Origin of the sequence: Tumidithrix elongata BACA0141 (assembly GCF_036349135.1) — a bacterium.
Lineage (GTDB): Bacteria > Cyanobacteriota > Cyanobacteriia > Pseudanabaenales > Pseudanabaenaceae > Tumidithrix > Tumidithrix elongata.
The window spans coordinates 21,028-46,099 of record NZ_JAZBJZ010000031.1 but is presented as its reverse complement, the minus strand read 5'-3'; the positions used below and the strand labels follow the sequence as shown (position 1 = coordinate 46,099).

General features: G+C 46.1%; 31 protein-coding genes, 1 tRNA gene and 1 pseudogene. 18 read left to right on the top strand and 15 right to left on the bottom strand.

Features of this window, described 5'->3' with window-relative positions:
- The 5 genes and pseudogenes from V2H45_RS09995 to V2H45_RS09975 form a co-directional block, all read right to left on the bottom strand.
- A pseudogene (locus V2H45_RS09995) lies at positions 1–142 on the bottom strand (photosystem II q(b) protein); the annotation flags it as partial.
- 143 nt (positions 143–285) lie between these two features.
- Positions 286–1,611, bottom strand: a complete 1,326-nt coding sequence (locus tag V2H45_RS09990; protein ID WP_330483494.1) for an FGGY-family carbohydrate kinase — start codon at positions 1,609–1,611, stop codon at positions 286–288.
- 155 nt (positions 1,612–1,766) lie between these two features.
- Positions 1,767–2,297, bottom strand: a complete 531-nt coding sequence (locus V2H45_RS09985) for a hypothetical protein (RefSeq protein ID WP_330483493.1) — start codon at positions 2,295–2,297, stop codon at positions 1,767–1,769.
- An 86-nt stretch (positions 2,298–2,383) separates the two neighbouring features.
- A complete protein-coding gene (gene isiD / locus V2H45_RS09980) occupies positions 2,384–2,608 on the bottom strand; it encodes a protein IsiD (protein ID WP_330483492.1) in 225 nt (74 codons plus the stop codon).
- Positions 2,609–2,678: 70 nt separating this feature from the next.
- Positions 2,679–2,770, bottom strand: a tRNA-Ser gene (locus V2H45_RS09975).
- Between the two features lie 87 nt (positions 2,771–2,857).
- Here V2H45_RS09975 and V2H45_RS09970 point away from each other — a divergent pair.
- Positions 2,858–3,010: a hypothetical protein gene (locus V2H45_RS09970; protein WP_330483491.1), complete on the top strand. Its 153-nt coding sequence runs from the start codon at positions 2,858–2,860 to the stop codon at positions 3,008–3,010.
- A 50-nt stretch (positions 3,011–3,060) separates the two neighbouring features.
- Here the strand turns inward: V2H45_RS09970 and V2H45_RS09965 are convergent, their stop codons facing one another.
- The 3 genes from V2H45_RS09965 to rpsD all read right to left on the bottom strand — a co-directional run bounded on the left by V2H45_RS09965 (position 3,061) and on the right by rpsD (position 5,061).
- Positions 3,061–3,669 carry a DUF4335 domain-containing protein gene (locus V2H45_RS09965; RefSeq protein WP_330483490.1) on the bottom strand — a complete coding sequence of 203 codons (609 nt, stop codon included), beginning with the start codon at positions 3,667–3,669 and terminating at the stop codon, positions 3,061–3,063.
- Complete coding sequence (locus tag V2H45_RS09960) at positions 3,666–4,259, bottom strand: DUF3038 domain-containing protein (protein WP_330483489.1); 594 nt, start codon at positions 4,257–4,259, stop codon at positions 3,666–3,668. The genes V2H45_RS09965 and V2H45_RS09960 overlap by 4 nt, the downstream gene beginning before the upstream one ends.
- Before the next feature lie 193 nt (positions 4,260–4,452).
- Entirely contained in the window at positions 4,453–5,061 is a 609-nt protein-coding gene (gene rpsD / locus V2H45_RS09955; RefSeq protein ID WP_330483488.1) for a 30S ribosomal protein S4, read from the bottom strand.
- A gap of 281 nt (positions 5,062–5,342) precedes the next feature.
- Between rpsD and V2H45_RS09950 the strand changes: the two genes are divergently transcribed.
- Both V2H45_RS09950 and V2H45_RS09945 read left to right on the top strand, forming a co-directional pair.
- A complete protein-coding gene (locus tag V2H45_RS09950; RefSeq protein ID WP_330483487.1) occupies positions 5,343–5,846 on the top strand; it encodes an LOG family protein in 504 nt (167 codons plus the stop codon).
- A 117-nt stretch (positions 5,847–5,963) separates the two neighbouring features.
- Positions 5,964–6,335, top strand: coding sequence for a tetratricopeptide repeat protein (locus V2H45_RS09945; protein ID WP_330483486.1), 372 nt, complete (start codon positions 5,964–5,966; stop codon positions 6,333–6,335).
- A 42-nt stretch (positions 6,336–6,377) separates the two neighbouring features.
- Here V2H45_RS09945 and V2H45_RS09940 read toward each other — a convergent pair whose 3' ends face one another.
- The gene (locus V2H45_RS09940) at positions 6,378–7,193 is read right to left on the bottom strand and encodes a pentapeptide repeat-containing protein (protein WP_330483485.1); all 816 of its coding nucleotides are present in this window, start codon (positions 7,191–7,193) and stop codon (positions 6,378–6,380) included.
- 348 nt (positions 7,194–7,541) lie between these two features.
- Here V2H45_RS09940 and V2H45_RS09935 point away from each other — a divergent pair, with 348 nt between their 5' ends.
- From V2H45_RS09935 to V2H45_RS09925, 3 genes are all read left to right on the top strand, one after another.
- Positions 7,542–9,848 carry an ATP-dependent helicase gene (locus V2H45_RS09935; protein WP_330483484.1) on the top strand — a complete coding sequence of 769 codons (2,307 nt, stop codon included), beginning with the start codon at positions 7,542–7,544 and terminating at the stop codon, positions 9,846–9,848.
- Between the two features lie 70 nt (positions 9,849–9,918).
- Positions 9,919–10,044 carry a hypothetical protein gene (locus V2H45_RS09930; protein WP_330483483.1) on the top strand — a complete coding sequence of 42 codons (126 nt, stop codon included), beginning with the start codon at positions 9,919–9,921 and terminating at the stop codon, positions 10,042–10,044.
- A gap of 9 nt (positions 10,045–10,053) precedes the next feature.
- Entirely contained in the window at positions 10,054–11,640 is a 1,587-nt protein-coding gene (locus V2H45_RS09925; RefSeq protein WP_330483482.1) for a YcjF family protein, read from the top strand.
- Positions 11,641–11,656: 16 nt separating this feature from the next.
- On the opposite strand, the gene V2H45_RS09920 is transcribed toward V2H45_RS09925, so the two are convergent.
- The gene (locus V2H45_RS09920) at positions 11,657–11,998 is read right to left on the bottom strand and encodes a type II toxin-antitoxin system PemK/MazF family toxin (protein WP_330483481.1); all 342 of its coding nucleotides are present in this window, start codon (positions 11,996–11,998) and stop codon (positions 11,657–11,659) included.
- Entirely contained in the window at positions 11,995–12,249 is a 255-nt protein-coding gene (locus tag V2H45_RS09915; RefSeq protein ID WP_330483480.1) for an AbrB/MazE/SpoVT family DNA-binding domain-containing protein, read from the bottom strand. The genes V2H45_RS09920 and V2H45_RS09915 overlap by 4 nt, the downstream gene beginning before the upstream one ends.
- A gap of 202 nt (positions 12,250–12,451) precedes the next feature.
- On the opposite strand from V2H45_RS09915, the gene V2H45_RS09910 reads away from it, so the two are divergent.
- The 12 genes from V2H45_RS09910 to arfB all read left to right on the top strand — a co-directional run bounded on the left by V2H45_RS09910 (position 12,452) and on the right by arfB (position 22,711).
- Positions 12,452–13,375, top strand: coding sequence for an ABC transporter permease subunit (locus V2H45_RS09910; RefSeq protein ID WP_330483479.1), 924 nt, complete (start codon positions 12,452–12,454; stop codon positions 13,373–13,375).
- Positions 13,376–13,483: 108 nt separating this feature from the next.
- A complete protein-coding gene (gene metG, locus V2H45_RS09905; RefSeq protein ID WP_330483478.1) occupies positions 13,484–15,067 on the top strand; it encodes a methionine--tRNA ligase in 1,584 nt (527 codons plus the stop codon).
- Positions 15,068–15,424: 357 nt separating this feature from the next.
- Entirely contained in the window at positions 15,425–16,030 is a 606-nt protein-coding gene (locus V2H45_RS09900) for a LabA-like NYN domain-containing protein (protein ID WP_330483477.1), read from the top strand.
- Between the two features lie 484 nt (positions 16,031–16,514).
- Positions 16,515–16,898 carry a 30S ribosomal protein S13 gene (rpsM, locus tag V2H45_RS09895; protein WP_330483476.1) on the top strand — a complete coding sequence of 128 codons (384 nt, stop codon included), beginning with the start codon at positions 16,515–16,517 and terminating at the stop codon, positions 16,896–16,898.
- A gap of 209 nt (positions 16,899–17,107) precedes the next feature.
- A complete protein-coding gene (gene rpsK, locus V2H45_RS09890; protein ID WP_330483475.1) occupies positions 17,108–17,503 on the top strand; it encodes a 30S ribosomal protein S11 in 396 nt (131 codons plus the stop codon).
- A 129-nt stretch (positions 17,504–17,632) separates the two neighbouring features.
- The gene (locus V2H45_RS09885; protein ID WP_330483474.1) at positions 17,633–18,586 is read left to right on the top strand and encodes a DNA-directed RNA polymerase subunit alpha; all 954 of its coding nucleotides are present in this window, start codon (positions 17,633–17,635) and stop codon (positions 18,584–18,586) included.
- Positions 18,587–18,656: 70 nt separating this feature from the next.
- Entirely contained in the window at positions 18,657–19,088 is a 432-nt protein-coding gene (gene rplQ / locus V2H45_RS09880) for a 50S ribosomal protein L17 (protein WP_330483473.1), read from the top strand.
- A 102-nt stretch (positions 19,089–19,190) separates the two neighbouring features.
- Entirely contained in the window at positions 19,191–20,003 is an 813-nt protein-coding gene (gene truA, locus V2H45_RS09875) for a tRNA pseudouridine(38-40) synthase TruA (RefSeq protein WP_330483472.1), read from the top strand.
- An 85-nt stretch (positions 20,004–20,088) separates the two neighbouring features.
- The gene (gene rplM, locus V2H45_RS09870) at positions 20,089–20,556 is read left to right on the top strand and encodes a 50S ribosomal protein L13 (protein WP_330483471.1); all 468 of its coding nucleotides are present in this window, start codon (positions 20,089–20,091) and stop codon (positions 20,554–20,556) included.
- A gap of 3 nt (positions 20,557–20,559) precedes the next feature.
- Positions 20,560–20,973 (top strand): 30S ribosomal protein S9, encoded by a 414-nt coding sequence (gene rpsI, locus V2H45_RS09865; protein WP_330483470.1) that lies wholly within the window; start codon positions 20,560–20,562, stop codon positions 20,971–20,973.
- A 317-nt stretch (positions 20,974–21,290) separates the two neighbouring features.
- Entirely contained in the window at positions 21,291–22,292 is a 1,002-nt protein-coding gene (locus V2H45_RS09860; protein ID WP_330483469.1) for an NAD(P)/FAD-dependent oxidoreductase, read from the top strand.
- A complete protein-coding gene (gene arfB / locus V2H45_RS09855) occupies positions 22,292–22,711 on the top strand; it encodes an alternative ribosome rescue aminoacyl-tRNA hydrolase ArfB (RefSeq protein ID WP_330483468.1) in 420 nt (139 codons plus the stop codon). Before V2H45_RS09860 ends, arfB begins: the two co-directional genes overlap by 1 nt.
- Before the next feature lie 45 nt (positions 22,712–22,756).
- Here the strand turns inward: arfB and V2H45_RS09850 are convergent, their stop codons facing one another.
- The 4 genes from V2H45_RS09850 to V2H45_RS09835 form a co-directional block, all read right to left on the bottom strand.
- Positions 22,757–23,749, bottom strand: a complete 993-nt coding sequence (locus V2H45_RS09850; protein WP_330483467.1) for an SPFH domain-containing protein — start codon at positions 23,747–23,749, stop codon at positions 22,757–22,759.
- Positions 23,750–23,841: 92 nt separating this feature from the next.
- Positions 23,842–24,435 carry a TetR/AcrR family transcriptional regulator gene (locus V2H45_RS09845; protein WP_330483466.1) on the bottom strand — a complete coding sequence of 198 codons (594 nt, stop codon included), beginning with the start codon at positions 24,433–24,435 and terminating at the stop codon, positions 23,842–23,844.
- A 28-nt stretch (positions 24,436–24,463) separates the two neighbouring features.
- Positions 24,464–24,757 carry a type II toxin-antitoxin system RelE/ParE family toxin gene (locus V2H45_RS09840; RefSeq protein ID WP_330483465.1) on the bottom strand — a complete coding sequence of 98 codons (294 nt, stop codon included), beginning with the start codon at positions 24,755–24,757 and terminating at the stop codon, positions 24,464–24,466.
- Positions 24,754–25,062 (bottom strand): hypothetical protein, encoded by a 309-nt coding sequence (locus tag V2H45_RS09835; protein ID WP_330483464.1) that lies wholly within the window; start codon positions 25,060–25,062, stop codon positions 24,754–24,756. The genes V2H45_RS09840 and V2H45_RS09835 overlap by 4 nt, the downstream gene beginning before the upstream one ends.
- Positions 25,063–25,072 lie beyond the last annotated feature (10 nt).

Here is a 25,072-nt window from a genome sequence, read left to right as displayed (position 1 = left end):
AGCATGTGGTGGCAGCGAGCAAGCAGGGGATCATCAATACGCCGAACCAACCTACGTAAATGCGGTTTTCGGTGCTGGTGATCCAGTTGCAGAACTGATCCCACAGACTAGCGCTTTCGCGTCTTTGTACTGCAGTTGTCATCTTGTATAAGTCCTAATGAATGAAGTATTTATCTAGGCTTTCGCCATGGATACTAAGTTAGAAGATTTATTGACTTTTGTAAAGGAGATTTTACAGATCTCTGCCTATCGAGCGATCGCTTCCCGATTTGTCAAGTAGGGTAACTACATCGATTGAGGATGAAGGATGTTTTGTTGTGCCAGTAAAGCTGTGCCATAGGCAGCCTCAGTTTGAATTGCAGGGACGAGGGGAACTGCGAGATGGCGGCGGCGAATATCCGTCCATGCGGCATTCTTGGCACCACCGCCTGCCGTATAAATCTGGGCGATCGGGGATGCACCGAGCGATCGCAACAGTTCGTAACCTCTCGCCTCAATTTTTGCCATGCTTTCCAGCAAGCCATGCAGAAATTCAACGGGATCGTCGGGACGGGGCGTTAGACGGGGGAGTAAATCGGGATCGTAAATCGGAAAGCGTTCTCCCTTGCTAGGCAAGGGGTAATAATCGAGATGGCTGGGTTGTGAGGCGGGAATGCGATCGCTGAATTCTTGCAGTTCGCGATCGCTAAAAAACTGCTTTAAAACTGCCCCACCCGTATTGGAGCCACCACCCACTAACCACAGAATTTCGCGATCGGTATCTAACCTATGGCTGTACAAACCATAACGAGGATCGTCTAAACGCACTTGACTGCAAATCTTGACAACCAACGTCGAACCCAAGGAAGTTACAGCCGCACCCACGGTCGGCACAGAACTGCCCGCACTGGCAAAAAACGCTGCGGTGCTATCGGTTGTACCCGCACAGATCCAACAGTGGGGATGGATGCCAAACTTTTGAGCTAGTTCTGGTTTCAGCCGCGCGATCGCTTTACCAGGGACAAACACTTTGGGTAGTTGGACTTCAATCTGACATCGGTTGAATTCGGATTCTAGCCAGTACGTCAGCCAGTCGGGATAGCACAATTGTGCAACGTCATAGCCCAGTTTAAGGGCATTGTGGTAGTCGCTAATGCCTAACTCGCCATGCAACAAAAAGCTCAACCAGTCAGCTTGATGCAAAAAATAATAGGGAGCATTCAATAGATTTTTGGCGCGATCGCCATCGGCAAGCTGCGCGATCGCTTGCACCAACTTAGCCAAACTAGAGGTCGCACTCAGAACCGTATGCCCCTGAGGGGCAAAGGTCTTCACCAAAGCCACGATCTGAGCATCGCAGGCATCGCTATAAATGTGAGGCTGACTTACAGGTTGCCCCTTGGCATCTGTAACTAAAACCGTAGCTGAGGTCGCATCCACAGCGATCGCCTGTAGCCCCTGTCTTACCTCAAGGGGCATCTGCTCCAGCAGTGAAAATAAGGCGGCTTCCCAAGTTGAAATATCTCGAATGCTATATTCAAATCTAGCCGTAGCATGAATTACGCCCTCGGCATCAATGGCGATCGCTCTTGCCCCTGAAGTGCCAAAATCTATACCAAGGTAGAGATTCATAAATTCTTTAGCGCTAATAGCAACCCCACTCATCCGCTGTCAGTAACTTTTCAGGTTCAACAATAATTGCCATTCAGCCAGTTTGCAACGGGATTATTAGCAATCGCTTCTCAGTCGGTGGCTAACATAACCTTTTTATACCAAAATCCGCTCGATCAATCATTTTTGTGGAAGAAGAGTTTAGCAGCAGGGCTGTAGAGGAGTTGAAATGCCAGAAATCCCAGAAGTAAGGCAGGTAGAATCTCTGAGATTATCCTTATCACCAGCTCTGGATAGCTGCTGTAGCCGCAAGAATAACTGGAAATGCTTAATGGCTCTTTTTGCCAACACTCATAGGGCGGAGTAGGTAGAGGCCGCCATTGGACGATTGAGCGATAAATCAGTTGAAGAGAGGGGCTCTTGGGGATCGCCGTTACCATACCACCGATTAGAAAACTCACCGCCAACCATTTACCATAGCGTTTTCTTTTTTGCAGTCCCCAGAAAGTTAAAAAGAGCATAACAAATGTAAAGAAGCCAGTTAGCAATGCGTGAATTGCTAGAGGGGATGAGCAGTTAAATGGTGGATCGGCTGAGGAACACTGAAACAAGGCAATTGGTAGAGCGATCGCCAAGCTTATCAGGCACAGCACCAAGAGAACTTGTGTAATCCAAACGCTGGGTGGGCGATATATGGGATCGTTCATTTCTCTCCATTGGCTCTGCATTCGATAGCTAGTAAGTTTCTGGCTCTCTTATTGCTAAAGCTTGGTCGTGTAAGGCAAGCAGTAAATCAGCACTCGTCAAAAGCTTCCATATCGAGCAGGTGATAGTAAGGTTCGATCAGATTAGAACCTTTAAACGCTAAAGCGCGTAGGATATGCCAATCTTGTAAGCTTTCAAACGCGCTAGGATAATCATCAGCTTCTAATCTTGCCGCAAGTTCTGCCACATCTGCGGCGGTGAGCTTGTCGATATCAATCTCTTTATCTTTTTCCTTTGAGGATTTTGTGCCCATTTTACGAAGATCCTAGAGCCAAGGCTCTCAATGAAAAAGTTAACGTGATACCTTACTAAGTCCTTTAGAACGGAGAGGGAGGGATTCGAACCCTCGTTACGGAGTTACCTGCCGTAAAACAGATTAGCAATCTGCCGCCTTCAACCACTCGGCCACCTCTCCAAAGAGTAAGGATATATATATTATCAAATAGTTTGACATTAGACACAAAAAATTTGCCAACTTTGACAGAAACCTTGACCAATTCGCATGAAATCAATAACAGCTAGGGATTTGAGTTCGATGCTATGTGCGGAGATTCAACAAATGGCGTCGTTTTTGAGAATGGGATTGCCTCTGAGTAATCATGCAGCAAGGCACAATCCCAGCTATATTCCAAACAGCAAAGAAGCGATCGCCTAGGCGATCGCTTCTTTGTAAATCTGAGTATTGCCCTATGTAAAAGGGTTTGGTTAGAAAGGTTTAGGAGGTAGTGGCGTGGATAAAGGGGTAGTTTGAGCGGGTACAACTCTTTCGGGCTTCGGTGCGGGAGTTGGTACGGGCACAAAATATAGGACTGTTGCTGCGATCGCCAGACTCGCAACCCCAGCAAAAGCAGGAAATAGTTTTGCTGCTGGTTGGGGCTTAGCACGATAGGCTTCTGTGTCAAGGGAAAGGGTTAAATCAGGGACAACTTGCTTATCAAAACACAACTGATCGATGCCTTCCACTAAATCGAACAATTGCACCGTATTGAGCTGGATTTGAAAGGGCTGGGCATTGAGCGCCGTTGCCTCAGAGGCAGGAAGTTGCAATTTATGTAGGAACTTACCCTCAGGCGCGATCTTAATTTTGTCATTGGATAAGCTGACGAGATCGCCACTTTGCAGGGCTTGCGTATAGAGATTGACAGAGATCATGAGGGCGTTCATTAAATCGCGCCCTCCTACAATGCGCTCTTGGCAATGAGGGAAACGAAACTCAAAGTTCGTCATCATCGATACGACGCCTTCTCCACCCGACCCAATGCCTTCGATTAGCAGGGTACAGTTAGGCAAATTATAGGTACGTTGAACGATCATGCCGTTGCTCCATCAAACAAACTGTGCCAGAGTCTCAGCTCACCCGCTGTGCCGCTAGCAAACAAGAGTTGCGTTAACAATTGCAAACCTAATTCTTTAATGTCAGCCTTAGAAAGTGGTGAAGGCGATCGCATGCGGCTCAAATAAAGGGAAGAAAATCTTTCAACATACAAATCTAAGTAAAATTGGCTTTGCTGTAATCCCAGAGCCTCAATTTTATTTTCAGCAACCTGCTGATGGGTGGTAACCAAGAGGCGCAAAATTGTGTTGAATTGCTGAGACATCGTACAAACAAGCTTTACCAAAGCTCGTAACTCTTCCCAGCCAAGGTTACTGCGTTGATAGTTACGCCGCAGGGGATTAGCATTACGCAGCCGCCAAAAGCTAACGCGATTGGGAATTACAGCTTCTAGCTTGAGTTGTGGCACGAGTGCCAACATTGCCTCAATGGCTTGCAGATCGATCGCCTCGATCGCCAGCATGAGGTTATCGATATCCATTCGCACGCTGCGAGGACATCCCCGCGCAAAGTGATGAGGAACGGGTAAATCTATTTCGGCTTGAGCGGTCTGGGAAATATTTAACTGCATAGTTAGCAGTAAGGTTAAAACTCGTAGATTGTACCCAGTTAAATAGACGTAAGCTACAGGCAAGTTGCCCATAGCTCTTAATCTTACTTAACATTTAGCTTTCCAGTGCATCGAAATCTTCAAGACCGATCGTTTTGTCAAAACAACCGATGGGGCAGAAGAAAGCGATCGCTGAACTCCGAACTCCGAACGATTAGGCCTGACGTGAATAGTACTCGATCACAAGTAGCTCGTTGACTTGCAACGCTACCCATTCGCGCTCAACCAAACCGTTGATTTTGCCGCTTAACTTAGATTTGTCAAATTCTAAATGGCTGGGGGTGTTGGCAAGACCAGGAAATTCTAGGTTATGTTCGACTAACTTGCGAGATTTTTCTTGATCTTTAACGCCAATGGCTTCACCGGGGCGGCATCCATAACTAGGGATAGATACCACTTTGCCGTTGACTGTGATGTGACCGTGATTGACCAACTGACGAGCAGAGGGAATGGTAGGAGCCAAACCTAGGCGAAATACAATGTTGTCTAGTCGCATTTCTAACAGTTGCAGCAATACTAAGCCTGTAGAACCTTTGACTCGTCTGGCTCTTCGTACGTAGCGTAGCAATTGCCTTTCGTTTAAGCCGTAGTTAAACCGCAACTTTTGCTTTTCTTCTAGACGTACAGCGAATTCTGAACGCTTTTTGCGCTCTTGCCCATGCTGCCCAGGCGGATAAGCATGTTTAGGCTGCTTACGACTGAGACCAGGCAATTCTCCTAATCGTCTTACTATTCTGAGGCGTGGTCCCCGATATCGAGACATGACTCCTTCCTTAAAGATAAAAACTTTTTTAGCCTATCTAGTATAGGATAATCATTGCAAAACTTGTTATCAGAAAATATAGACTTACGAAAAAGAAACTAAAGATTTGTTGAAAAGCAGGTCAAATTTGCTTTTACCCATCTAAAAGTTTCTCAAGATCGCAATTTCTTTAAAGAATTTGGCTCTAGATGATCTGGATAGCACCGTTGGTTAGGTGATATTGTTTTGCTATGGTCACCCGATGGGCATCTCATATTAAGCAGTGAACGAGAGGGGCTTGCTTGACTCAGTCAATTAATTTACCAAAGCTTGATGATTTTTTACAGGAACTCGCTACGATTCAGCAGCAGAGTTCTAAACGTGTGGCAATCTTGGGCTCACGTCATGTACCTTTAACCCATCAGCATCTAATCGAGTTACTCAGCTATGCACTTGCCTTAGCTGGAAATCGCATCATTACCTCTGGCGCAACAGGTACAAATTTTGCCGTGATTCGCGGTGCGATGCGGGCAGATCCAAATTTGCTGACAGTAATTTTGCCGCAAAGTTTATCTCGCCAGCCAGCAGAGTCACGCGATCAGCTTGAGAATGTCATCCATCTCATCGAGCATAGTGAAAGCGATCAATTGTCTCTGGCAGAGGCGAGTGCGTCATGCAACCAAGAGATTATTACTAAGTGCCAGCAGTTGATCTGCTTTGCCTATCATGACAGCCAAACCTTGCTGCAAACCTGCAACGATGCCGAGGAACAACGCAAGGTCGTTACCCTGTTTTATTTCGATTAGTTGTCAGTTGTCAGTTGTCAGTTTTCGGTTTTCAGTTGTCGGTTTTCAGTCTCAATTCCCAGAATTCTTAATTCTCAGAATACTGATGACCGATCGCCAATTATCGATAACCTCTCTATGATTTACTTTCTGATAATTTTCTCGATCGTGGCGATTTTGGTGTTTTTAGAGGTAAATTATTCCTTTTTACAACGCCTATCGCCTACGGAGGATAACCGAAGTGCAACTGCACTCTCCTATGTCGATCGCGGCATCAAAAAATTTCAGGCAGGGGATCACAAAGGTGCGATCGCTGACTACAACGAAGCTCTGCGGCTTAAGTCCGACTGTGCCCTTGCTTTTTACAATCGTGGGGTTGTCAAGGGTAAGTTACGCGATCGGCAGGGTGCGCTTGTAGACCTTAATGAGGCTGCCCGCCTCTCTCAACAACAGGGTCAAATGGACGATTATCGAAGGGCGATCGCGCTGATCGAGCTGATTAAGAATTAATAACTTAAGAATTTATAGCTTAAGAATTAACACTGCGATCGATCAGCAACGTGAATTATCAACGCGACCATCAGGCATCGTCGTATTACAAAATATGCTAGCAGTGAAGTCTGTCTTCATCAGGGTTGCCCGATAAAAGTAAGTTTTAAACAGGTTGGCTTGATTAAAGCTAGCACCAGCAAGATTGGTCTTACCAAGGTTAGCGCCTGTAAGATTCGCGCCTGTAAGATTGGCTCCTTCAAGGTTAGCACCAAAGAGATTGGCTCCTTCGAGATTTGCGCCCGTGAGGTTGACACTTTCAAGATTTGCACCCGTGAGGGTTGCTTCCGTAAGGTTAGCGTTACTGAGATTGGAGTTGCTAAGGGATGCTCCCGTGAGATTGGCTTCGATTAGGCTGGCTTTACTGAGATTAGAGCCACTGAGGTAGGCATCACTGAGGTTGGCTTCGATCAGATAGGCTCCTTCAAGATTGGCTCTACTTAGGTAAGCATCAAAAAGACTAGCCCTACTTAGGTAGGCTCCCGCAAGATTGGCTTCAATCAGGTTGGCTTCATTGAGGTTAGCTTCATTTAAGTTAGCAAAACTGAGATTTGCGGCACTGAGATTGGCCCCTTCAAGATAGGCACCTTTAAGGTTAGCGTCTAAGAGATTGGCTTCAAAGAGGTTAGCTCTACTCAGAAAGGCATCAAACAGGTTAGCACCGCTGAGATCGGTGCCACTGAGGTCGCCACCACTCAGATTGGCTTCACTCAGATTCGCTTTACTGAGATTGGCTTTACTCGCATTAAACCTCTCCCCAGTTTTACCATTGGTTTCTAGCCATTCTTGGTGCTTTTCTAACTTTTCTTGAATATCCATCAGTAAGTACCACACACACGCACTAGATCCTAGGTTTATCTTTTCATGTCCCTGCAAGATCTAAGTAATTTTTTAATTGAGTAACCGAAAAATCAGTTTAGTTCAAGTCTTACCTGAGAGTTCTTTACAAGTTTCTGTAGTTTTTGAGTTTTATCGCAATTAGAATCACGATTGCCAATACTGCCAGCATGGTACAACGTGAAAAGTCTTGACGAAAACTCACAATCAAACCACAAATACCGATCAGGAGCAATTTAACTGCGTTCATCATTTTAGATCGGGATAGGATGAGAGAGACTAGTTTACAGCGATCGGATTGGCACTTTTAAATTCTTCTAAATGTAACGTATGTCAGCTCTCAACGTCCTACCCCTAGATAATGCCTTGGAAGAATTACGCCAAACCCTGCGCCAAGGGCAAAGAGCGATGGCAGACTGGAATGGGGGAGAGCTAGCCGTCTCCGCTGTGCCGGGTGCAGGTAAATCAACAGGGATGGCAGTAGCCGCCGCGATCGCGATCGCCAAGTACAAATTACATCGTCAAAATCAGCTCGTTATCGTCACCTTTACCCGTTCGGCGGCAAGTAACATTCGCAAAAAGGTGCGGAAACATTTAGAGCAACTGCATTTGCCTCAAAGTGCTTTTACGGTAAATACATTGCATGGTTTGGCATTTAGTATTGCCAGTTCCCATCGCGAGATCTCAGGATTTAGTATGGGCGAAACCCAGATTGTCTCGGAATCGCAAAAGCAGCGATTGATTCGCTTGACGGCTGCCCAATGGATCAAAGATTATCCCAAACTGTACGGACTCCTATTGGAAGGAAGGGGTTTTGATGGGGAAGACACCGAGAGATTGCGCCGTCAAACCGTGTTGCGAACGGATGTTTTACCGAGTTTAGCCAGAGAAGCGATCGCCACAGCCAAGAGTTCGGGGTTAACCCCTGAGGATTTACGCAATGTGGTTCGCATTGGGGGCATACCTGATGGGGGCACGATCTTAGAAATTGCCGCAGGACTTTTCGATACCTATAACCGCTTGCTCAAGCAGCAGGGAATGCTGGACTACGATGACATGATCTTAGGCGCACTCAGGGTTTTAGAGAATGAATCTGTGCGGCAATATTGGCAGGATCGGATTTTTGCCGTGTTTGAAGATGAAGCGCAGGATTCTTCGCCCTTACAGACGAAGCTCTTAGAAATTCTGGCGGGTCAGTCCGTGTTAGTTGGAAGTCAGCTTGCGGTCATGGAACCGATCGCTTTAGAAGTCAGCAATTTAATTCGGGTAGGAGATCCCAATCAGGCAATTAATTCCACCTTCACCACCGCCGATCCGAGCTTCTTTAATCGGTTTTGCGATCGCTGCGATCGGCAACAAAGGCTGGTGACGCTCGACCAAGCTGGACGCAGTACAGCGAGAATTATGACTGCCGCCAATTTCGTCTTAGATTGGGTAAATCAATCGCAATATGCCAAACAGGAGGCTCCATTCCGCCAGCAACGGATTCGGGCAGTGGATGCCAACGATCCGCAGACCAATGCGAATCCTGAACCCTTAGGTAGAGGTGTGGAAATCTATTTACCTGAAGTTCTAGATGATATCGGGCAGGAAGCCGATCGCATTGGCGAGAGAGTCAAACAGCTTTTAGAAGGCGATCGCAATCTCAGTATTGCCATTCTGGTCAGGCAGCATAATCAAGGCAAGTTTATTAGCGAAAGGCTTCAGGCTTTTGCGAAGGAACATGAAATTCCGATCTATGACGTGGAGCAGAGCAATCGTCGTTCTCGCGTTCCTGCGGACATGCTGACGATTTTACAGTTTATGGAACGCCCGCATTCCACGGATAATCTGAAAGCGGCACTGACGGTGATGGCAGAACGCCAGCTCATTAATACACAGCAGGATTTGAATGCCCTCGCGAGTACGCCCGAACAGTTTCTCTATCCCACAGTACTCGATCCAGAACTATCAAGAATTGCCAAGGAAGCACAGGCAAAATGTACGGGATTGCTGAGAGCGAAGATTGAACTTCCTTTATATAATTTGATTGCGTTTATCGCGATGACGCTCGACTACGAGCAGGGAGAGTTGGCAACCGCAGATAAGCTGGGCGATCGCCTCAGTCAAGAACTCTCAGGCAATTACAATATGGCAACGGTAATCGAAGCACTCCAAGACATTGTTCTATCAGAAAACTTTGAAGCCGTTGAAGAAGAGAACCTAGAAGACCGCTATGTCAAGCTTGGACAACTCACCGTGATTAGCCTGCACAAGGCAAAGGGACTAGATTGGGATGTGGTATTTATGCCATTTCTCAGCGATCGCATTTGTCCCGGCAGTCCATTTATGCCTGATGGCATGAGGTTTCTGGGAGACTATACCTTGCCCGAAGTCGCCCGAGCGCAAATCCGTTCGATTTTACACGAAGATTCCGTTCCCGACCCAATCGCGGCTTGGAATCAATGCAATACGCTTAAGCAAGCTGAGGAGTTCCGTTTGCTCTATGTGGGGATGACCCGCGCCAAGCGCCTGCTCTGGCTTTCTGCCTCGCGCAATGCCCCTTTTAATTGGAATAATTTGGATAGTCGCACGGACAAGGTATCGGTCTGTCCCGCGATCGCCGCCCTAGCCCAGAAATTCCCAGAGCTACGATGAATTATCTAAAATTTCGCTCGTTCATGAAAAATGCTACAGTCGAACAAATTCGTTTCAGAGGATTGAGTTTATGATCCCAATTATTCATAAGCATCCTAATTTTTTTCACGAATGGCAAAAGGATTTTCTTACTTTGCCGATCGCCGAACAAGAGAGATTGCTGAGGGTGCAGGCTATTTCGGCATTCTCCATGTAGGATAGGGCAATGGCAAGATTTCCTTGGTTGCGATCGCTATTGTTATTTATCGGTATTGGGCTAATTGTTTCCTTTGCCGTGGCTTTGCTCGATCGCATCCTACAAATTTACAGCGTCATTGCCACGGCTTCGCCAATTTTGGCAGGTTTGTGCGTATTACTTCTGATCGCTTTGCTGTTTGGTCTATTCATTGCGATTTGGCGATATTCACGCATTTTTGGGGCTGACCCGCAAAAGCAACGTCCCGTGCCAGAGGTTTCGACGGATAAAGTCGAAGCTGCCGAAGAAAGCATTGCGGCGCTCCAACAGCAGTTAGAGCAAATTCAAGATGAGATTACTAAGCGATCGTTGCTCGAACGCTCTGAAGATTTGCGCGAAAGTTTTACACGACTGGAGTTAAAGGTGGTTGTGTTTGGCGTTGGCTCCGCAGGCAAAACCTCACTGGTGAACGCGCTACTGGCTGAGGCTCAAGCTGTAGATAAAGCTATAGATAAAAATGCTGCTGAGTCGATTCCCAAAGGTGAGGTCGGTGCGGTGATGGGAACCACCACGATCGGCGAAACCTATGCCCCCGTCAGGTTTAAAAATCTAGAATTCCCCGTAATTATTACTGACTGCCCTGGGATCTTGGAGGCAGGTGCGATCGGCAGCGATCGCGAGCAAGAAGCCCGACTATTGGCAACCGAGGCAGATTTATTGTTGTTTGTCGTGGATGACGATCTGCGCCAATCTGAATATGAAGCACTCAAAGCCCTCACTGCGATCGGCAAGCGCACCCTATTGGTGTTTAACAAGGTTGACCGCTTTACCAAAAGCGATCGCGAATCCATTCATGCCCAGTTACGCCAGCGCGTGGTCTCGTTTATTGCTCCTGGAGATGTGGTGGCGATCGCCGCACGTCCAGCCACGCTTACTTTAGATTCGGGTGAAATCGTCACACCATCACCGAAACTCAAACCGCTTTTGACCCAGTTGGTGGATATTCTCAATTACGAGGCCGATGAGTTGATCGCAGATAACGTACTCTTGCAATCTCAGCGTTTGGGAGCAGAGGCACGTCGGATTATCAATACCCAACGGCAAGCAGAAGCAGAAAAAGTGGTTGAGAAATTTCAATGGTTGGTAGCTGGGGTGGTGTTTGCTACGCCTTTGCCTGTGGTGGACTTGCTGGCAACCGCAGCGATCAACGCGCAAATGGTGGTGGAACTGGGCAAGGTCTATGGCGCTGATATTAATTTAGAACGCGGCAAGGAATTAGCCTCTTCTCTCACACGCACTTTAGTTAGTCTGGGGATTGTTAAAGGCGTCGTGCAGATTGTCTCGACCGCAATTTCTTTAACAATTGTGGGATTGCTGCTCAAAGCCACCGTGCAAGGTGTAACTGCCGCCTATCTCACGCGCATCGCAGGAAAAAGTTTTATTGAATATTTCAGTCGCAATCAAGATTGGGGAGATGGTGGTATTGCTGAGGTCGTACAACGACAGTTTCAACTCAACCGCCGCGATGAGTTTATCAAATCTTTTATTCAAGAAGCAGTAAATCGCGTTATGCAATTATCAAAACTTGACAAGTCAAAGAATGAATATCGCAATTAGGAATGGACGTAAGGCTTTATGGTTCGGGGATAAAAAGGGTCGTAATCTTAGCCAACACGTCATCAACGATTGCAGGTGGAACACTTTCCAATTTTCGAGCTTTTCGGGCAGATAGATCGATAGGACGCGGTTGATCGCAATGAATCATACCTTTGGTGCGGGTTCCAGCACTCTCTAGGGAAACAGCAAAGCCTGCTGTTCTAGCAAAGTTTCCACCTGATGTAATGGGTACAACAATAGGCACTTTGGTCAAGGCATTAAATCGATCTGGTGAGACGATCAAAACTGGTCTAGTACCTTGCTGTTCGTGTCCTTCAGTAGGATCGAGCGAAACGAGATAAATATCACCACGTCTCACAGTTCTTGTCCCAAAGGTTTAACATCAATCCAAGTACGCTCTTCATTCGTTATTGGTGCGTTGGCATCGCACTGCGCCAAAAGTTCGTCTAGTGAGTAGATTGGTTTCGGTTGGGGTTCGATAATCAGTTTGCCACCATCGATGGCAACTCCCACTGTTGAGCCCGATCGCAAGTTGAGAAGTTCAAGGAGGGCTGGGGGAAGCGCTAACACGATCGAGTCGCCGACTTTATGTAGGTTTGTGGTGTGCATAATCTGAAGGCTAGTTATATTTAAGATAACATTTGGTCTTATAGGAAAGTAGTCTGCGGAAGTCGGCTCGTTAAGTGAATTAATATAGTGAGCCAAGCATGGTCAGTTTTGGCTGTATGCAAAAATGATCTGACCCAGCGCGATCGCTCAGAAAATCAAGCCAAGTGAATCAAGCCAAGTAAATCAAGCAAGTGAATGAATCATGATCGGTAGTTTTCGCTTTAAACATCTTTGGAATTGGCGCACTGCCTTGCAAATTGTGTTTGCGATTTTAGCGATCGCGATCGCGACGGCTGCTTGGCTAAACCTGAGGCGAAATCTGCGAAATTTGGGCTTCGAGTTAAGTTTTGATTTTCTCAATTCTCAAGCTTCCTTTAATCTGCGCGAAACCCCGATCGCCTATCAACCCTCTGACAGCTATAGTCGCGCTCTGGTAATTGGTCTGCTCAATTCGCTCAAAGTCTCCGTGGTGTCGGTGGTAGCAGCTACCGTTTTGGGGATTACTGCTGGCGTATCTAGGCTGTCTAAAAATTGGCTTCTGCGTCAAATTGCCCTTGTTTACGTCGAACTGTTTCGGAATGTGCCGCTACTCCTGCAACTCTTCTTTTGGTATTCAGCAGTTTTTCTATCTCTCCCCAAGACTGGCGAGCCGATTAATTTAGGGGCGATATCGTTATCGATCGAAGGTGTAAAGCTACCTTGGTTCCAGACGACTTTCTCCTCAGAGTTTTCTGCTTTAGTATTTGGGTTAACCACGTTTTCCAGTGCGTTTATTGCTGAAATTGTGCGGGGCGGCATCCAAGCTATTCCCAAAGGTCAAACAGAAGCTGCCAAAGCCCTAGGCTTAAAATCTGGACTGGTGATGCGTTTGATCGTGTTGCCGCAAGCTTTGCGCGTGATTATTCCGCCGCTGACCAGCCAGTATTTGAATATTGCCAAAAATTCTAGCCTTGCGATCGCCATTGGTTTTGAGGATGTCTATGCGATCGCCTCCACGACGCTTAACCAAACAGGAAGACCCGTAAACGTTGTCCTATTGCTGATGGGCATCTACTTAGGTATAAGTCTCTTTATCTCAAGTGGCATGAACCTCTTAAATCGCCGCGTGCAGTTTGTCGAACGATAAAAATTAGATAAAAACCTCTAAGGCAGTGCGATCGCACCTAAAATCTAAGAGATAGTTTATATTCCAGTTTTTGCTTTTAAGTTTTTTCTCAACTTTACGTACTTCCCTATGTCCCTTGAACCCGTCGCACTGACCACTCCCCTCTTTTATGCAAACGATCTACCTCACATCGGTAGTGCTTATCCCACGATTGCGGCGGACGCTTTGGCACGTTTTTATCGACTCAAGGGGCACCCGACGCGATTCATTACAGGTACGGACGAGCACGGGCAAAAAATTCAACGCTCCGCCGAAAAACTCAATCGCACCCCTCAAGAGCATTGCGATCTCGTTGTCAGTGAGTTTGAAGCCCTTTGGCAGCAATTAAATATTCGCTACGATCGCTTTTCTCGAACCACAGCACCGCGACATCAAGCGATCGTCAATGAATTTTTTCAGAGGGTCTATGCGGCAGGCGATATTTACCTGAGCCAACAACAGGGTTGGTACTGCGTTGCCTGCGAAGAATTTAAAGAAGAAAGAGAACTGCTCGACGAGCATCGCTGTCCAATTCATACCAATGTTGTCTGTGAGTGGCGCGATGAAGCTAACTATTTCTTTCGCCTTTCCAAATATCAAGACAGATTAGAACAGCTCTACCGCGATCGCCCCGATTTCATTCAACCTGAGGCTCGTCGCAATGAGGTTCTAGGTTTTGTCAAACAGGGGTTAACCGATTTTTCCATTTCTCGCGTCAACCTAGATTGGGGCTTCCCAATGCCCACCGATCCCAGCCATACCATCTACGTTTGGTTCGATGCTCTACTGGGCTACATCACTGCTTTACTCGACCCTGAAGATGAGCCTACCCTAGAGAATGCCCTCAAAACTTGGTTCCCCTTCAAGGTGCATATTATTGGTAAAGATATTCTGCGCTTTCATGCGATTTACTGGCCAGCCATGTTGATGTCCGCTGAATTAGCGATCCCCGAACGTGTTTTTGGTCACGGCTTACTGACCAAAGATGGTCTCAAGATGGGCAAAACCATGGGCAATGTGATCGATCCCTACGATCTGGTCAAACGCTTTGGGGCGGATGCCGTTCGTTATTATTTCCTTAAGGAAATTGAATTTGGTCGCGACGGAGATTTCAATGAAGAGAGATTTGTAGCGATCGTCAATGCTGATTTAGCCAATAGCCTTGGTAATTTGCTCAATCGCAGTCTTGGCATGATCGGCAAATATTGCCATGGGGTTGTACCCGTTTCTACAGCGAGTGCATTGCGTGAATTGGTAGTGCCAGTAATTGAGACTGCTAGTTCGTTGGGCGATCGCGTCGCTGACAACTACAGCAATCTTGATTTTCAATCTGCCTGCAACAACATTTTGGATTTGATCTGGAAATGTAACAAGTTAATTGATGATGCGGCTCCTTGGAAACTCTTTAAGGCAGGACAACAGGCAGAAGTCAATGAAGTCTTATATACGATCTTAGAGTCCGTGCGCATTGCTGCCTACCTTTTATCGCCAGTCACCCCGAAACTAAGTTCGGAGATTTATCGTCAACTTGGATTAGATTTTCAAGAAGCTTTACCACCTGATTGGATTCATTGCAAGTGGGGAATACTAACCGAAGGGGCATCTTTACAGTCACCAACGCCAATTTTTCAGCGGATTGAGACTCAAACAGCCACCAATCCTCAAAAAGTTTAAGGGGGCAATCTAGTATTTTATACTCACCTAGGCATATTTACTTACATGATATACTCTACTTAGTTACTTAGTTTGAACCAGCGATCGATTGATTAACAAATCAATTAATTAAAAATATTAGTGAATATTTGGTTTTAACAAAGTATTAAATATAGTCTCAGTCTAGGAATTGATACTTTATCTTTTGGATTTGTCGTATGTTTCTCACACATAGATCGCCAATACTCCAATCACAAAGAACTTTTGAGCGATTATAAACGCGCGATCAAAAGTATCAACGATCGATAAATCCACATATTTAGAAGTCGTTAGCTTTAATATCAAACTTTTATTAACAAAACTTTTATAGGCAAACCAATGTTAAATTTTGAAAATGACTCTGCATTTACACCAGAGCAAGTGATGGAAAATCGGGGGAGGATCGCCATATTCATTGACGGCTCCAACCTGTTTTATGCGGCATTACAACTGGGGATCGAGATTGACTACACCAAACTCCTATGGCGCTTGACCGAAGGTTCAAGACTTCTAAGAGCATTTTTCTATACAGGAGTCGATCGCACCAATGAAAAACAGCAGGGCTTCTTGCTTTGGATGCGTCGGAACGGCTACCGCGTGATCTCAAAAGAATTAGTCCAACTACCCGACGGTTCTAAAAAAGCTAACCTTGATGTAGAAATAGCCGTAGACATGATGGCTTTAGTCGGTTCGTACGATACGGCGATTCTCGTAAGTGGGGATGGCGATCTTGCCTATGCCGTAGATGCTACCAGCTATCGAGGCGTCCGAGTAGAAGTTGTTAGCCTGCGTTCTATGACGAGCGATCATCTAATCAACGTAGCCGATCGCTACATTGACCTAGAGGCAATCAAAGAAGACATTATGAAAGTGTCAAGACCCCACAATAGCGGTTATACCTATCGCCCAATTTCAGGGGTAGCAACGCTTGAGAATGATATTTAAGCAAAACTTAAGATCCTTACAAAAACCTTCGCGTGACTCCTAATCTCGAACTACCCATTCTGGTAGATTTTAGAATATGTAGCATTCGAGTAATTTTTGTAAGGATTTTTATATTTGTTAGGCATCGTGATTGATTGGAACTGGCGCGATCGAGCAATTCTCTGGGTTTCATCACCCAAATCAACAACTTAGGCTCCTGATATGATTAGTCCAGTCTAAAAATAGTCTGAGTACTGTTATATTTGGCTTAAGGTTCTTTGTTGTCTTGTGGCGTTTAAAGCCTAATCTGCACGAGCTTTAATCAGCGCTTAAAAATTTAGTCTGTTGTGATTAAATTCAGAAATTAGCATCATTAAATGCATAAGGTTGACACAAACGACCGTAGTTAATATATTATAGAGTTCGCCGTAAACTGCGTTTCCACGGAAACGTCAACATGCGTCGGCAAAAAATAGATTCAACATAATTTTAGGGAGATGACATAGTGGCTCGCATTGCTGGGGTAGACCTTCCTCGTGAAAAGCGCGTCGAAATCGGGTTGACGTATATATTTGGCATAGGGCTCTCTAGTGCTCAGAAGATTCTGGCAACTACAAAAGTTAACCCTGACACTAGAGTTAAAGATCTTGATGACGCTGAGGTAACTGCCTTACGTTTCGAGGTTGAAACCAACTATCAAGTTGAGGGAGATCTACGCCGCCTAGAGGGCTTGAATATTAAGCGTTTAGTCGATATTGGTACCTTTAGAGGTAGAAGACATCGATTAGGGTTACCTGTACGCGGTCAACGTACAAGAACCAATGCTCGGACTCGACGTGGTGGTCGTCGTACGGTTGCAGGTAAGAAGAAAGCGCCTGCTAAGAAATAGAGTTTGGATTTACATTGTTATTGCCAATCTCTACCCATTTCAAATCTCAACTCAAAGTTCAACTAAGTCAGCAACTTGTGACATACATAGTTTCTGGCTTACTAACTGATGACCTACCCTTAATTGCTCGATCGAACGTTGGGTAATCATCTGTTAAAACATCCCCATAAAACCTACTGAAAATAACTACTGAGGCTCAGAACTAAACTATGGCTCGCCAACCAACGCGTCGGACTGGAGTGCGCAAGCAAAAGCGCAACGTACCTAATGGAATTGCCTACGTGCAGTCCACTTTCAACAACACCATTATTACAATTGCTGATACGGGCGGAGATGTCATTTCTTGGTCTTCTGCTGGTGCTAGTGGTTTTAAAGGTGCCAAGAAAGGCACTCCTTTTGCAGCGCAAACTGCCGCCGAATCCGCAGCTAGACGAGCGATGGAACAAGGGATGCGCCAAGTAGAAGTGATGGTGACAGGTCCAGGTTCTGGGCGGGAAACAGCAGTTAGAGCGTTGCAAGCCGCTGGATTAGAGATTACTTTGATCCGTGACATTACACCCATTCCTCACAACGGCTGCCGTCCACCCAAGCGTCGTCGCGTTTAATCCTTGGATTGTCAGTGGTATTTAGATAGGTAGAGTATCTAACCAGACAAAGAAACAAGAAAGGCACTGATGCTTTTTTCTTGATTTCTGGCTTCTATTTTTACTTGTTCAGACTATATCGGTGAAAAAATGGCACAATTTCAGGTTGAGTGTATTGAATCTTATACGGATAAGACCAACAGCCAGTACAGCCGATTTGTACTGGAACCATTGGAAAGAGGGCAAGGAATTACGGTCGGTAATGCCCTGAGGCGAGTACTACTCTCTAATCTGGAAGGTGCGGCTGTTACTGTCGTTCGCATTGCTGGAGTAAACCACGAGTTTGCTACCATTCCAGGCGTGCGTGAAGATGTACTGGATCTCCTTTTGAACCTAAAAGAATTAGTACTCAAGTCTTACAGTTCTGCACCTCAAATTGTGCGCTTGATGGCAAGAGGTCCTGCAACCGTTACCGCAGGAGATTTTCACCCTTTGCCTTCTGATATAGAAGTAGTCAATCCCGATCAGTACGTTGCTACCCTTTGCGAAGGGGCAACCCTTGAGATGGAGTTAACTATTGAGAAAGGCAAAGGCTATCGCTCTGTTGACCGCTCTAAAGAGGATCACAATTCCCCAATTGATTCGCTCAAGATTGATGCGGTATTTATGCCTGTGAATAAGGTGAAATACGATGTCAGAGACGCTCGAATTGGTGAGGGTGTTGACAAAGAGAGCCTCAGTATTGAGATCTGGACAAATGGCAGCATTACGCCTCAAGAAGCACTAAGCCAAGCTGCAAGCGTTTTGGTAGGTTTGTTCTCGCCTTTACAAGAAATCACCTTGGTTCCCTCTCGTCCTGAGCCTTCAGACGATCAAGATGAAACTAAACAAATTCATATTGAAGAGTTGCAGCTTTCGGTCAGAGCTTATAACTGTCTCAAACGCGCTCAGATCAATACCGTGGCCGATCTTTTAGAGTACACCCAAGACGATTTGCTAGAGATCAAGAACTTTGGTCAAAAGTCAGCTGAGGAGGTGATTGAGGCTCTAAAACGTCATCTCGGTTTAACCCTGCCCGAATCTAAGACCCCCAAGCCTGTATAAACAAGCTCGTATAAAAATCTTTGGTATTCACCAAAAATCTTTGAAACTTTAGTCTAGACCTAATAAAATCATGCGTCACCGTTGTAAAACTCCCCAACTCAACAAGCCAGCCGATCAGCGCAAAGCCCTGCTTCGCACGCTTACCACTGACTTGATCCTTAGAGGCGAAATCAAAACAACCAGAGCTAGAGCCGATGCGATTCGTGCTACGACCGATCGCATCATTACTCTTGCCAAAAATGGCTCGCTTCACGCGCGTCGTCAAGTATTAGCCTATCTCTATAACAAGTCCGTCAAGCAAGGGGAACCCGTTAAGCCCCAAATGCGTACTGCTAAGACCAAGCAACTTCCAGATGAAGAGCAGGTTAAGCGCCTTGTCGATCTGTTGTTTGAGCAAGCTCCTACCCGTTACGGCGATCGCGAAGGTGGTTATACCCGCATTCTGCGCACAGTGCCTCGTCGTGGGGACAATGCTGAAATGGCAATCATCCAGCTCGTTTAAATTACAAACCATCCTCTAGAAACACCCGAAGCGATCGCGCTCAAGGCAGAAGGTTCTGTCTTTTGTCTGTTGACTACTATGATTCACGTTGACCCTCTACCCATGCCCTCTCTCCCTACGCGGAGAGTTGCCCTTGTCATTCAATACTTGGGCACGCATTTCTATGGTTGGCAAAGACAGGCAAATCATCAGAGCGTACAGCAAACGATTGAGGATACCTTGACACAAATCTGCGGACACACTGTGGTGCTACATGGGGCGGGACGGACGGATACAGGCGTACATGCCTTGGCTCAAGTCGCGCACTTTGACACCCATAGTCCTGTGCCACCAGACCGTTGGTCAAAAATACTCAATAGTTACTTGCCACAAGACATTCTGATTCGGCAATCTGTGGGGGTTCCTAGCAACTGGCACGCCCGATTTTCTGCTGTCTGGCGGCGTTACCGCTACACCATCTTTACGGCGGCAATTCCCAATCTGTTTGTGCGAGATTACAGTTGGCACTACTATCTCCACGCCTTAGATCAAGAACTCATGCACTCAGCGCTTGAGCCGATGCTAGGAGAACAAAATCTTTCAGCATTACAGCGTGCGGGTTCAAAACGTCCCCATGCTTGGTTGACGGTTCAAGAAGCCAAGTGCTGGCGCGAACGGGATTTTGTGTTTATGGAGATGCAAGCCAGTGGCTTTCTCTATGGCATGATTCGCCTGTTAGTGGGGCTACTTGTGGAGGTGGGGCGATCGCGTTTGAGCGTGGCAGAGTTTACAAATATTTGGCAACAGCAGCGACGTAATGATGTGAAGTATGCTGCCCCGCCTCAAGGACTTTGCTTGTTAGGAGTGGGTTATGATAATAGTCCATTCTTCAAGCAAGAGGTTGCTAACCGAGAGGTGCTAACGATGATTACTTAGAAGAGATGAAGTAAAGCACTTCTCGCCAAACTCTAAAAAGTCTTTCGTTCTTGATTCCTGATTTTTACTTAATGACTGAAATCCCATGACAGATAACTCTTTTAACGAAAACAGAACCTTTTTACCTAAGAAACCAGACCAAAAATGGTATCTCGTTGATGCCTCTGGTCAACGCTTAGGTCGTCTTGCTAGCGCGATCGCCATGATCTTACGCGGCAAAAACAAGCCTACCTACACACCTCACCTTGACATGGGTGACTTTGTAGTCGTGATCAATGCTGACAAAATCGCTCTAACTGGCAAAAAGACTTCTCAAAAGCTCTACAGACGTCACTCTGGTCGTCCCGGCGGGATGAAAGAAGAAACCTTTGATAAGCTAATCAAACGCGTACCAGAACGTCCTCTAGAGGTTGCTGTTAAAGGCATGTTGCCTAAAAACACTCTTGGTCGTCAACTATTTACCAAGCTTAAGGTTTACAGTGGCGACAGCCATCCCCATGCCGCTCAACAACCTGAAACCCTCGCGATCAATACTATTCCTGGAGAGAAATAACCTATGCAAGCTACCGATCAATCTAGTCGTGCGGTTTACTGGGGCACAGGTCGTCGTAAGACCGCTGTTGCCAGAGTTCGTTTGGTGCCAGGGAGTGGCAGCATTACGATCAATGACAAACCAGGCGATCTCTATTTGCAATTTAACCCCAGCTATATTGCTGGTGTAAAAGCTCCCCTAGAAACTTTGGGTCTAGAAAATGAGTATGACATTCTGGTCAATATTCATGGTGGTGGGGTTACGGGACAGGCAGATGCGATTCGGTTGGGTGTCGCTCGTGCTTTATGTGAGTTAGCTCCAGAAAACCGCAAGCCACTCAAAACAGAAGGCTACCTTACCCGCGATCCCCGTGCGAAAGAACGTAAAAAATACGGTTTACGCAAAGCCCGCAAAGCGCCTCAATACTCAAAGCGTTAATATTGTTTGCGCTAGCAAATTACCAAAAAGCTTCAGAAGCCTGCCTATGCAGGCTTTTTGATTAAAAGACCTATCTTCAGGTTAGGCAATAGATAGGCAATTTAGAGCTTAAGAAAGATACCTGCAAAATCTGAGTTAAGTCATAATAATTCTCAATAGGCTTTACTTGGCTTTAGCAATCCTCAATTAGCTGTAAATGCTATAGAATCGCCGTATTTGCTTTTATGACAAAGATGTTTAGCCTATAAAGATTCTTATCAGTCAATCCCCAGACAATATCTTGTCAACGAAAAATTTTTCTCAGCAATAGAATTACTATGAAACTTGCGAAAAAGAATCTGTCACAAAGGCTCGATCGCATCTATGACGCGATCGTTGTGGGAGGGGGAGCAGGAGGTCTGTCAGCAGCACTTTATCTGGCGCGCTATCGTCTTTCTTGCCTCGTGATCGAGAAAGGCAAAGGTCGTTCTTTTTGGATGCAAAACCTCACAAATTATTTGGGACTGTCCCATGAAACCTCTGGGCGAGACTTACTAAAAGACGGGCAAGATCGCTTTCTAGAGCTTGATGGCGACTATTTACGGGGCTTTGTCGAAGCAGTTACGGACGAGGGTGAAACCTTTGCTGTAAAAGTTAAAATTGGCAAAGAAAATAGTGAATATGTTACGTTTCGTACCAAGTATGTTGTAGCGGCAAGTGGCATTATTGATAAATTGCCCCAGCTAGAAGACATGCAAAATGTCTATGACTATGCAGGCTATAACCTTCATGTTTGCATGATTTGCGATGGCTATGAAATTGGCGATAAACGCTGCGGCCTATTTGTCGGTTCTGAAGCTGCGATTAATACTGCCTTTGTGCTCAACTGGTTCACCCCCTATATCAGCGTAATTACCCACGGCACTTGCGAAGTCGGAGCCGAAATGCGAGCGAAGCTGGCAGAACATGGCTATCCACTCTACGAACAGCCGATCGCTAAGTTTTTGGGACACGACCATACCATGACAGGCGTGCGTTTTGTCGATGGCTCAGAGCTTGAATTAGAGACGGGTCTGGTGGCGATGGGATCGCATTATCATAATGGCTATCTCAAAGAGATCGATCTCAAGCGCAGTGGCGAGAATTTAGTCACTGATGAGATGTGTCGCACTTCTCATCCAAGAATTTTTGCTCTAGGCGATCTGAAGCAAGGTCTCAATCAAATTTCGATCGCCGTGGCAGATGGGACGTTAGCGGCAACGGGCATCTGGCGAGACATTCGCCGCAGTTCGCCGCCCCGTCGTTGGGAAGAGAATGTCAAGGATAGCAGCGCACCCTAATGCTCCAAATCACCAAAAACACTGCCCTCGCGATCGAGGAAATTGGTCTTACTGCTATCCGATCTCAAGGCGCAGGCGGGCAAAATGTGAATAAGGTCGCCACGGCAATTCATCTGCGCTTTGATATCAACGCATCTTCCCTATCACCGATCTACAAGGAACGGCTGCTGAATTTAAGCGATCGCCGCATTACTAAAGATGGCGTGATTATCATTAAGGCGCAACAACACCGTACCCAAGAACAAAATAAAGAAGATGCCTTAAAACGCCTCCAGCTTTTGATTCAAAGTGTGACGATCTTGCCAACAAAGCGTAAACCTACCAAGCCCTCACGCGGCGCTCAAAGCAGACGGATCGACCATAAAACCAAGCGCGGCGAAATTAAAGCCTTAAGAGGCAACATTACCGACTTGGACTGAAAGACCAGACGAGTCTGTTCTCGCAATCTTCGCTGGTTCAGTTAACTATTTGCCCCAGTCATTGGGTAAAGCATCGGCAGGTATTGTGTCTGTAGTTTCGCTAATAATCGACTTCATTCCTTCTAATGTAGCGGGAATCGTGCGCGGATCCATAAACATGACTTTGCTGCTGTTACTGGCACCGATTGTCGCTCCCATGTCGATGTAGTTTTGGGCAAGCAGGAATTGTAAAGCAGACTGTGCTTGGGGATTTCCCTTGGTTGCTTGAACTAGAACTTGGAGGGCTTGGGCTGTACCCTGAGATCGCAGCACCTGCTCTTGCCGTTGGGCTTCTGCTCTAAGAACGCGTGCTTGTTTTTGACCTTCCGCTTCTAGAATTGCTGCCTTTTGCTGTGCTTCTGCTGCTAAAACCTGAGCATCGGCTAAACCTTTGGCTTTATTGATGGCTGACTCGCGTTCTCCTTCCGATGTAAGAATTGTCGCTCTTTTTTTGCGTTCGGCGGTCATTTGAAGTTCCATAGACTCCTGTACTGCCTTAGCGGGTAAGATGTCACGCAACTCTACCCTTGTAACTTTTACCCCCCAAGGATCGGTGGCATCATCGAGATCCCGTAAGAGAATCTCATTGATTTGAGAACGAGCAGTAAAGGTTTGATCGAGTTCCAAGTTGCCTAACTCAGACCGAATCTGGGTCAGTACAATATTGGTCATGGCTTGACGTAGGTTCTCTACACGATAAAAAGCTTTCTCCATATCGACAATGCGCCAGTAAATTACGGCATCAGCAGTAATGGCAACGTTATCTCTAGTGATGCACTGTTGGGGAGGAATATCGAGAACCTGTTCTTTAATCGAGCCTTTGTATGCGATCGTATCGACAATGGGGACGATAAAATTTGGTCCCGCTGAAAGCTTGCGTTTATATTTGCCAAAGGTTGCAACCAAAGCTTCTTCACCTTGATTGATAACCTTAAACGAATTAGCTCCAATGCCTAAAACAACGACACTACCAACGATTACACTAATAAAGTCGGCCATATTTGCTAATTCTGAACTCTACTTACCAGCATACCGCAGTCTTTAAAGGTCGCACGATCGCACATCACCATCTTCTTATGATTACACCAGCATCAAGAGATTTCAACATTTCTGAGAAAGAAACGTAGGGCACGGCTTACGTAAGCTATCCATGATTCGGTTGCAGGCCGAAAGATTAAGGCATACAACATAATTCCACTCATCATGTCAAAAACTAGCCCAGCATCTACATCTGCCTGAATTTCATTTCTCTCTTTTGCGCGTTCCAAGACGATCGCAAAGGCTTGTCGTCGGGGTTGCAAATATTTAGACCCATAGATTTGGGCAAACTGCTCGTTACTAGAGGCACTGCTAATAATCATCGCAACAGTCTGTTTTCCCAATGGTGTCAGGGTAATGAGGGCAGCATTCTCGATTAATGCATCCAGATCGCTCCAAAGATTTCCCGTATCAGGAATGACCACATCTTGTCGAATACTTTCGATCGCATCGGCAACTAGTTCTTCTTTGCCCTTGTAACGTCGGTAAATGGTCGTTTTCCCCACGCCTGCACGAGCAGCGATCGCTTCGATACTCATGGCATCAAACCCAACTTCTCCAAGCAGTTCCACGGTTGCTTGCAGCATGGCTTGGTGAGATTGAAGACTGCGGGGACGCCCAACTGACTTTTTCGGTCGATCGCTCATAGATGTGAGTAGCTAGAAGGGAATCGGATTAGTTTTTGTTGAAAACAGACTGTAGATCTCGATAACCACTAACTACCCGCAAGATTTCAATGCCCTCTTCCACAATTTGGTAAAAGATAATGTAGTCCATCAACGATATTCCTCGCAAACCAGAAGCTAGTCGATCATAAGATCGCCCCAAGTATGGAAATTGGGCGAGATGTTGGCATTTTTTACCAAATCCTTCAACAAAGCGATCGCCTGCATCTATGCTTTGCTCTAGAAAATAGTCTGAAATTTCCGAGAGGTCTCGACTCGCATCAAGCGTAATGACCAACTTCATACTTTGGCTGCTTTGACTGCTTTGACTGCTTTGGCAGTTTGCACTTTAGCTCTCAGTTGAGTCAGCACTTCATCTACTTCTAGCACTTCACCTCGTCTTGCCTGTTCCCTTGCAGCGTTAATTTTTTGGCGGGTCGCTTCAGCCCAGATTAAGTATTCAGGACTATTGTCTGGCTCGGGCAGTGCAACTTCATCAATCAGTAATAGCAAGGCTGTGTTGAGAGCTTCTTCTAATGAGGGATATTGCCCTTGTTTGACTAGTGTTTCGAGGATTTGGGTTTGCGCTTGGCTGAGGGTGAGTTGCATGGTTTATTCG

Coding starts and splice junctions, on each gene's coding strand:
- V2H45_RS09990 (WP_330483494.1), bottom strand. CDS start 1,611: ATGAATCTCTACCTTGGTATAGATTTTGGCACTTCAGGGGCAAGAGCG.
- V2H45_RS09985 (WP_330483493.1), bottom strand. CDS start 2,297: ATGAACGATCCCATATATCGCCCACCCAGCGTTTGGATTACACAAGTT.
- isiD (WP_330483492.1), bottom strand. CDS start 2,608: ATGGGCACAAAATCCTCAAAGGAAAAAGATAAAGAGATTGATATCGAC.
- V2H45_RS09970 (WP_330483491.1), top strand. CDS start 2,858: ATGAAATCAATAACAGCTAGGGATTTGAGTTCGATGCTATGTGCGGAG.
- V2H45_RS09965 (WP_330483490.1), bottom strand. CDS start 3,669: ATGATCGTTCAACGTACCTATAATTTGCCTAACTGTACCCTGCTAATC.
- V2H45_RS09960 (WP_330483489.1), bottom strand. CDS start 4,259: ATGCAGTTAAATATTTCCCAGACCGCTCAAGCCGAAATAGATTTACCC.
- rpsD (WP_330483488.1), bottom strand. CDS start 5,061: ATGTCTCGATATCGGGGACCACGCCTCAGAATAGTAAGACGATTAGGA.
- V2H45_RS09945 (WP_330483486.1), top strand. CDS start 5,964: ATGATTTACTTTCTGATAATTTTCTCGATCGTGGCGATTTTGGTGTTT.
- V2H45_RS09940 (WP_330483485.1), bottom strand. CDS start 7,193: ATGGATATTCAAGAAAAGTTAGAAAAGCACCAAGAATGGCTAGAAACC.
- V2H45_RS09935 (WP_330483484.1), top strand. CDS start 7,542: ATGTCAGCTCTCAACGTCCTACCCCTAGATAATGCCTTGGAAGAATTA.
- V2H45_RS09930 (WP_330483483.1), top strand. CDS start 9,919: ATGATCCCAATTATTCATAAGCATCCTAATTTTTTTCACGAATGGCAA.
- V2H45_RS09925 (WP_330483482.1), top strand. CDS start 10,054: ATGGCAAGATTTCCTTGGTTGCGATCGCTATTGTTATTTATCGGTATT.
- V2H45_RS09915 (WP_330483480.1), bottom strand. CDS start 12,249: ATGCACACCACAAACCTACATAAAGTCGGCGACTCGATCGTGTTAGCG.
- V2H45_RS09910 (WP_330483479.1), top strand. CDS start 12,452: ATGATCGGTAGTTTTCGCTTTAAACATCTTTGGAATTGGCGCACTGCC.
- metG (WP_330483478.1), top strand. CDS start 13,484: ATGTCCCTTGAACCCGTCGCACTGACCACTCCCCTCTTTTATGCAAAC.
- V2H45_RS09900 (WP_330483477.1), top strand. CDS start 15,425: ATGTTAAATTTTGAAAATGACTCTGCATTTACACCAGAGCAAGTGATG.
- rpsK (WP_330483475.1), top strand. CDS start 17,108: ATGGCTCGCCAACCAACGCGTCGGACTGGAGTGCGCAAGCAAAAGCGC.
- V2H45_RS09885 (WP_330483474.1), top strand. CDS start 17,633: ATGGCACAATTTCAGGTTGAGTGTATTGAATCTTATACGGATAAGACC.
- rplQ (WP_330483473.1), top strand. CDS start 18,657: ATGCGTCACCGTTGTAAAACTCCCCAACTCAACAAGCCAGCCGATCAG.
- truA (WP_330483472.1), top strand. CDS start 19,191: ATGCCCTCTCTCCCTACGCGGAGAGTTGCCCTTGTCATTCAATACTTG.
- rplM (WP_330483471.1), top strand. CDS start 20,089: ATGACAGATAACTCTTTTAACGAAAACAGAACCTTTTTACCTAAGAAA.
- rpsI (WP_330483470.1), top strand. CDS start 20,560: ATGCAAGCTACCGATCAATCTAGTCGTGCGGTTTACTGGGGCACAGGT.
- V2H45_RS09860 (WP_330483469.1), top strand. CDS start 21,291: ATGAAACTTGCGAAAAAGAATCTGTCACAAAGGCTCGATCGCATCTAT.
- arfB (WP_330483468.1), top strand. CDS start 22,292: ATGCTCCAAATCACCAAAAACACTGCCCTCGCGATCGAGGAAATTGGT.
- V2H45_RS09850 (WP_330483467.1), bottom strand. CDS start 23,749: ATGGCCGACTTTATTAGTGTAATCGTTGGTAGTGTCGTTGTTTTAGGC.
- V2H45_RS09845 (WP_330483466.1), bottom strand. CDS start 24,435: ATGAGCGATCGACCGAAAAAGTCAGTTGGGCGTCCCCGCAGTCTTCAA.
- V2H45_RS09840 (WP_330483465.1), bottom strand. CDS start 24,757: ATGAAGTTGGTCATTACGCTTGATGCGAGTCGAGACCTCTCGGAAATT.
- V2H45_RS09835 (WP_330483464.1), bottom strand. CDS start 25,062: ATGCAACTCACCCTCAGCCAAGCGCAAACCCAAATCCTCGAAACACTA.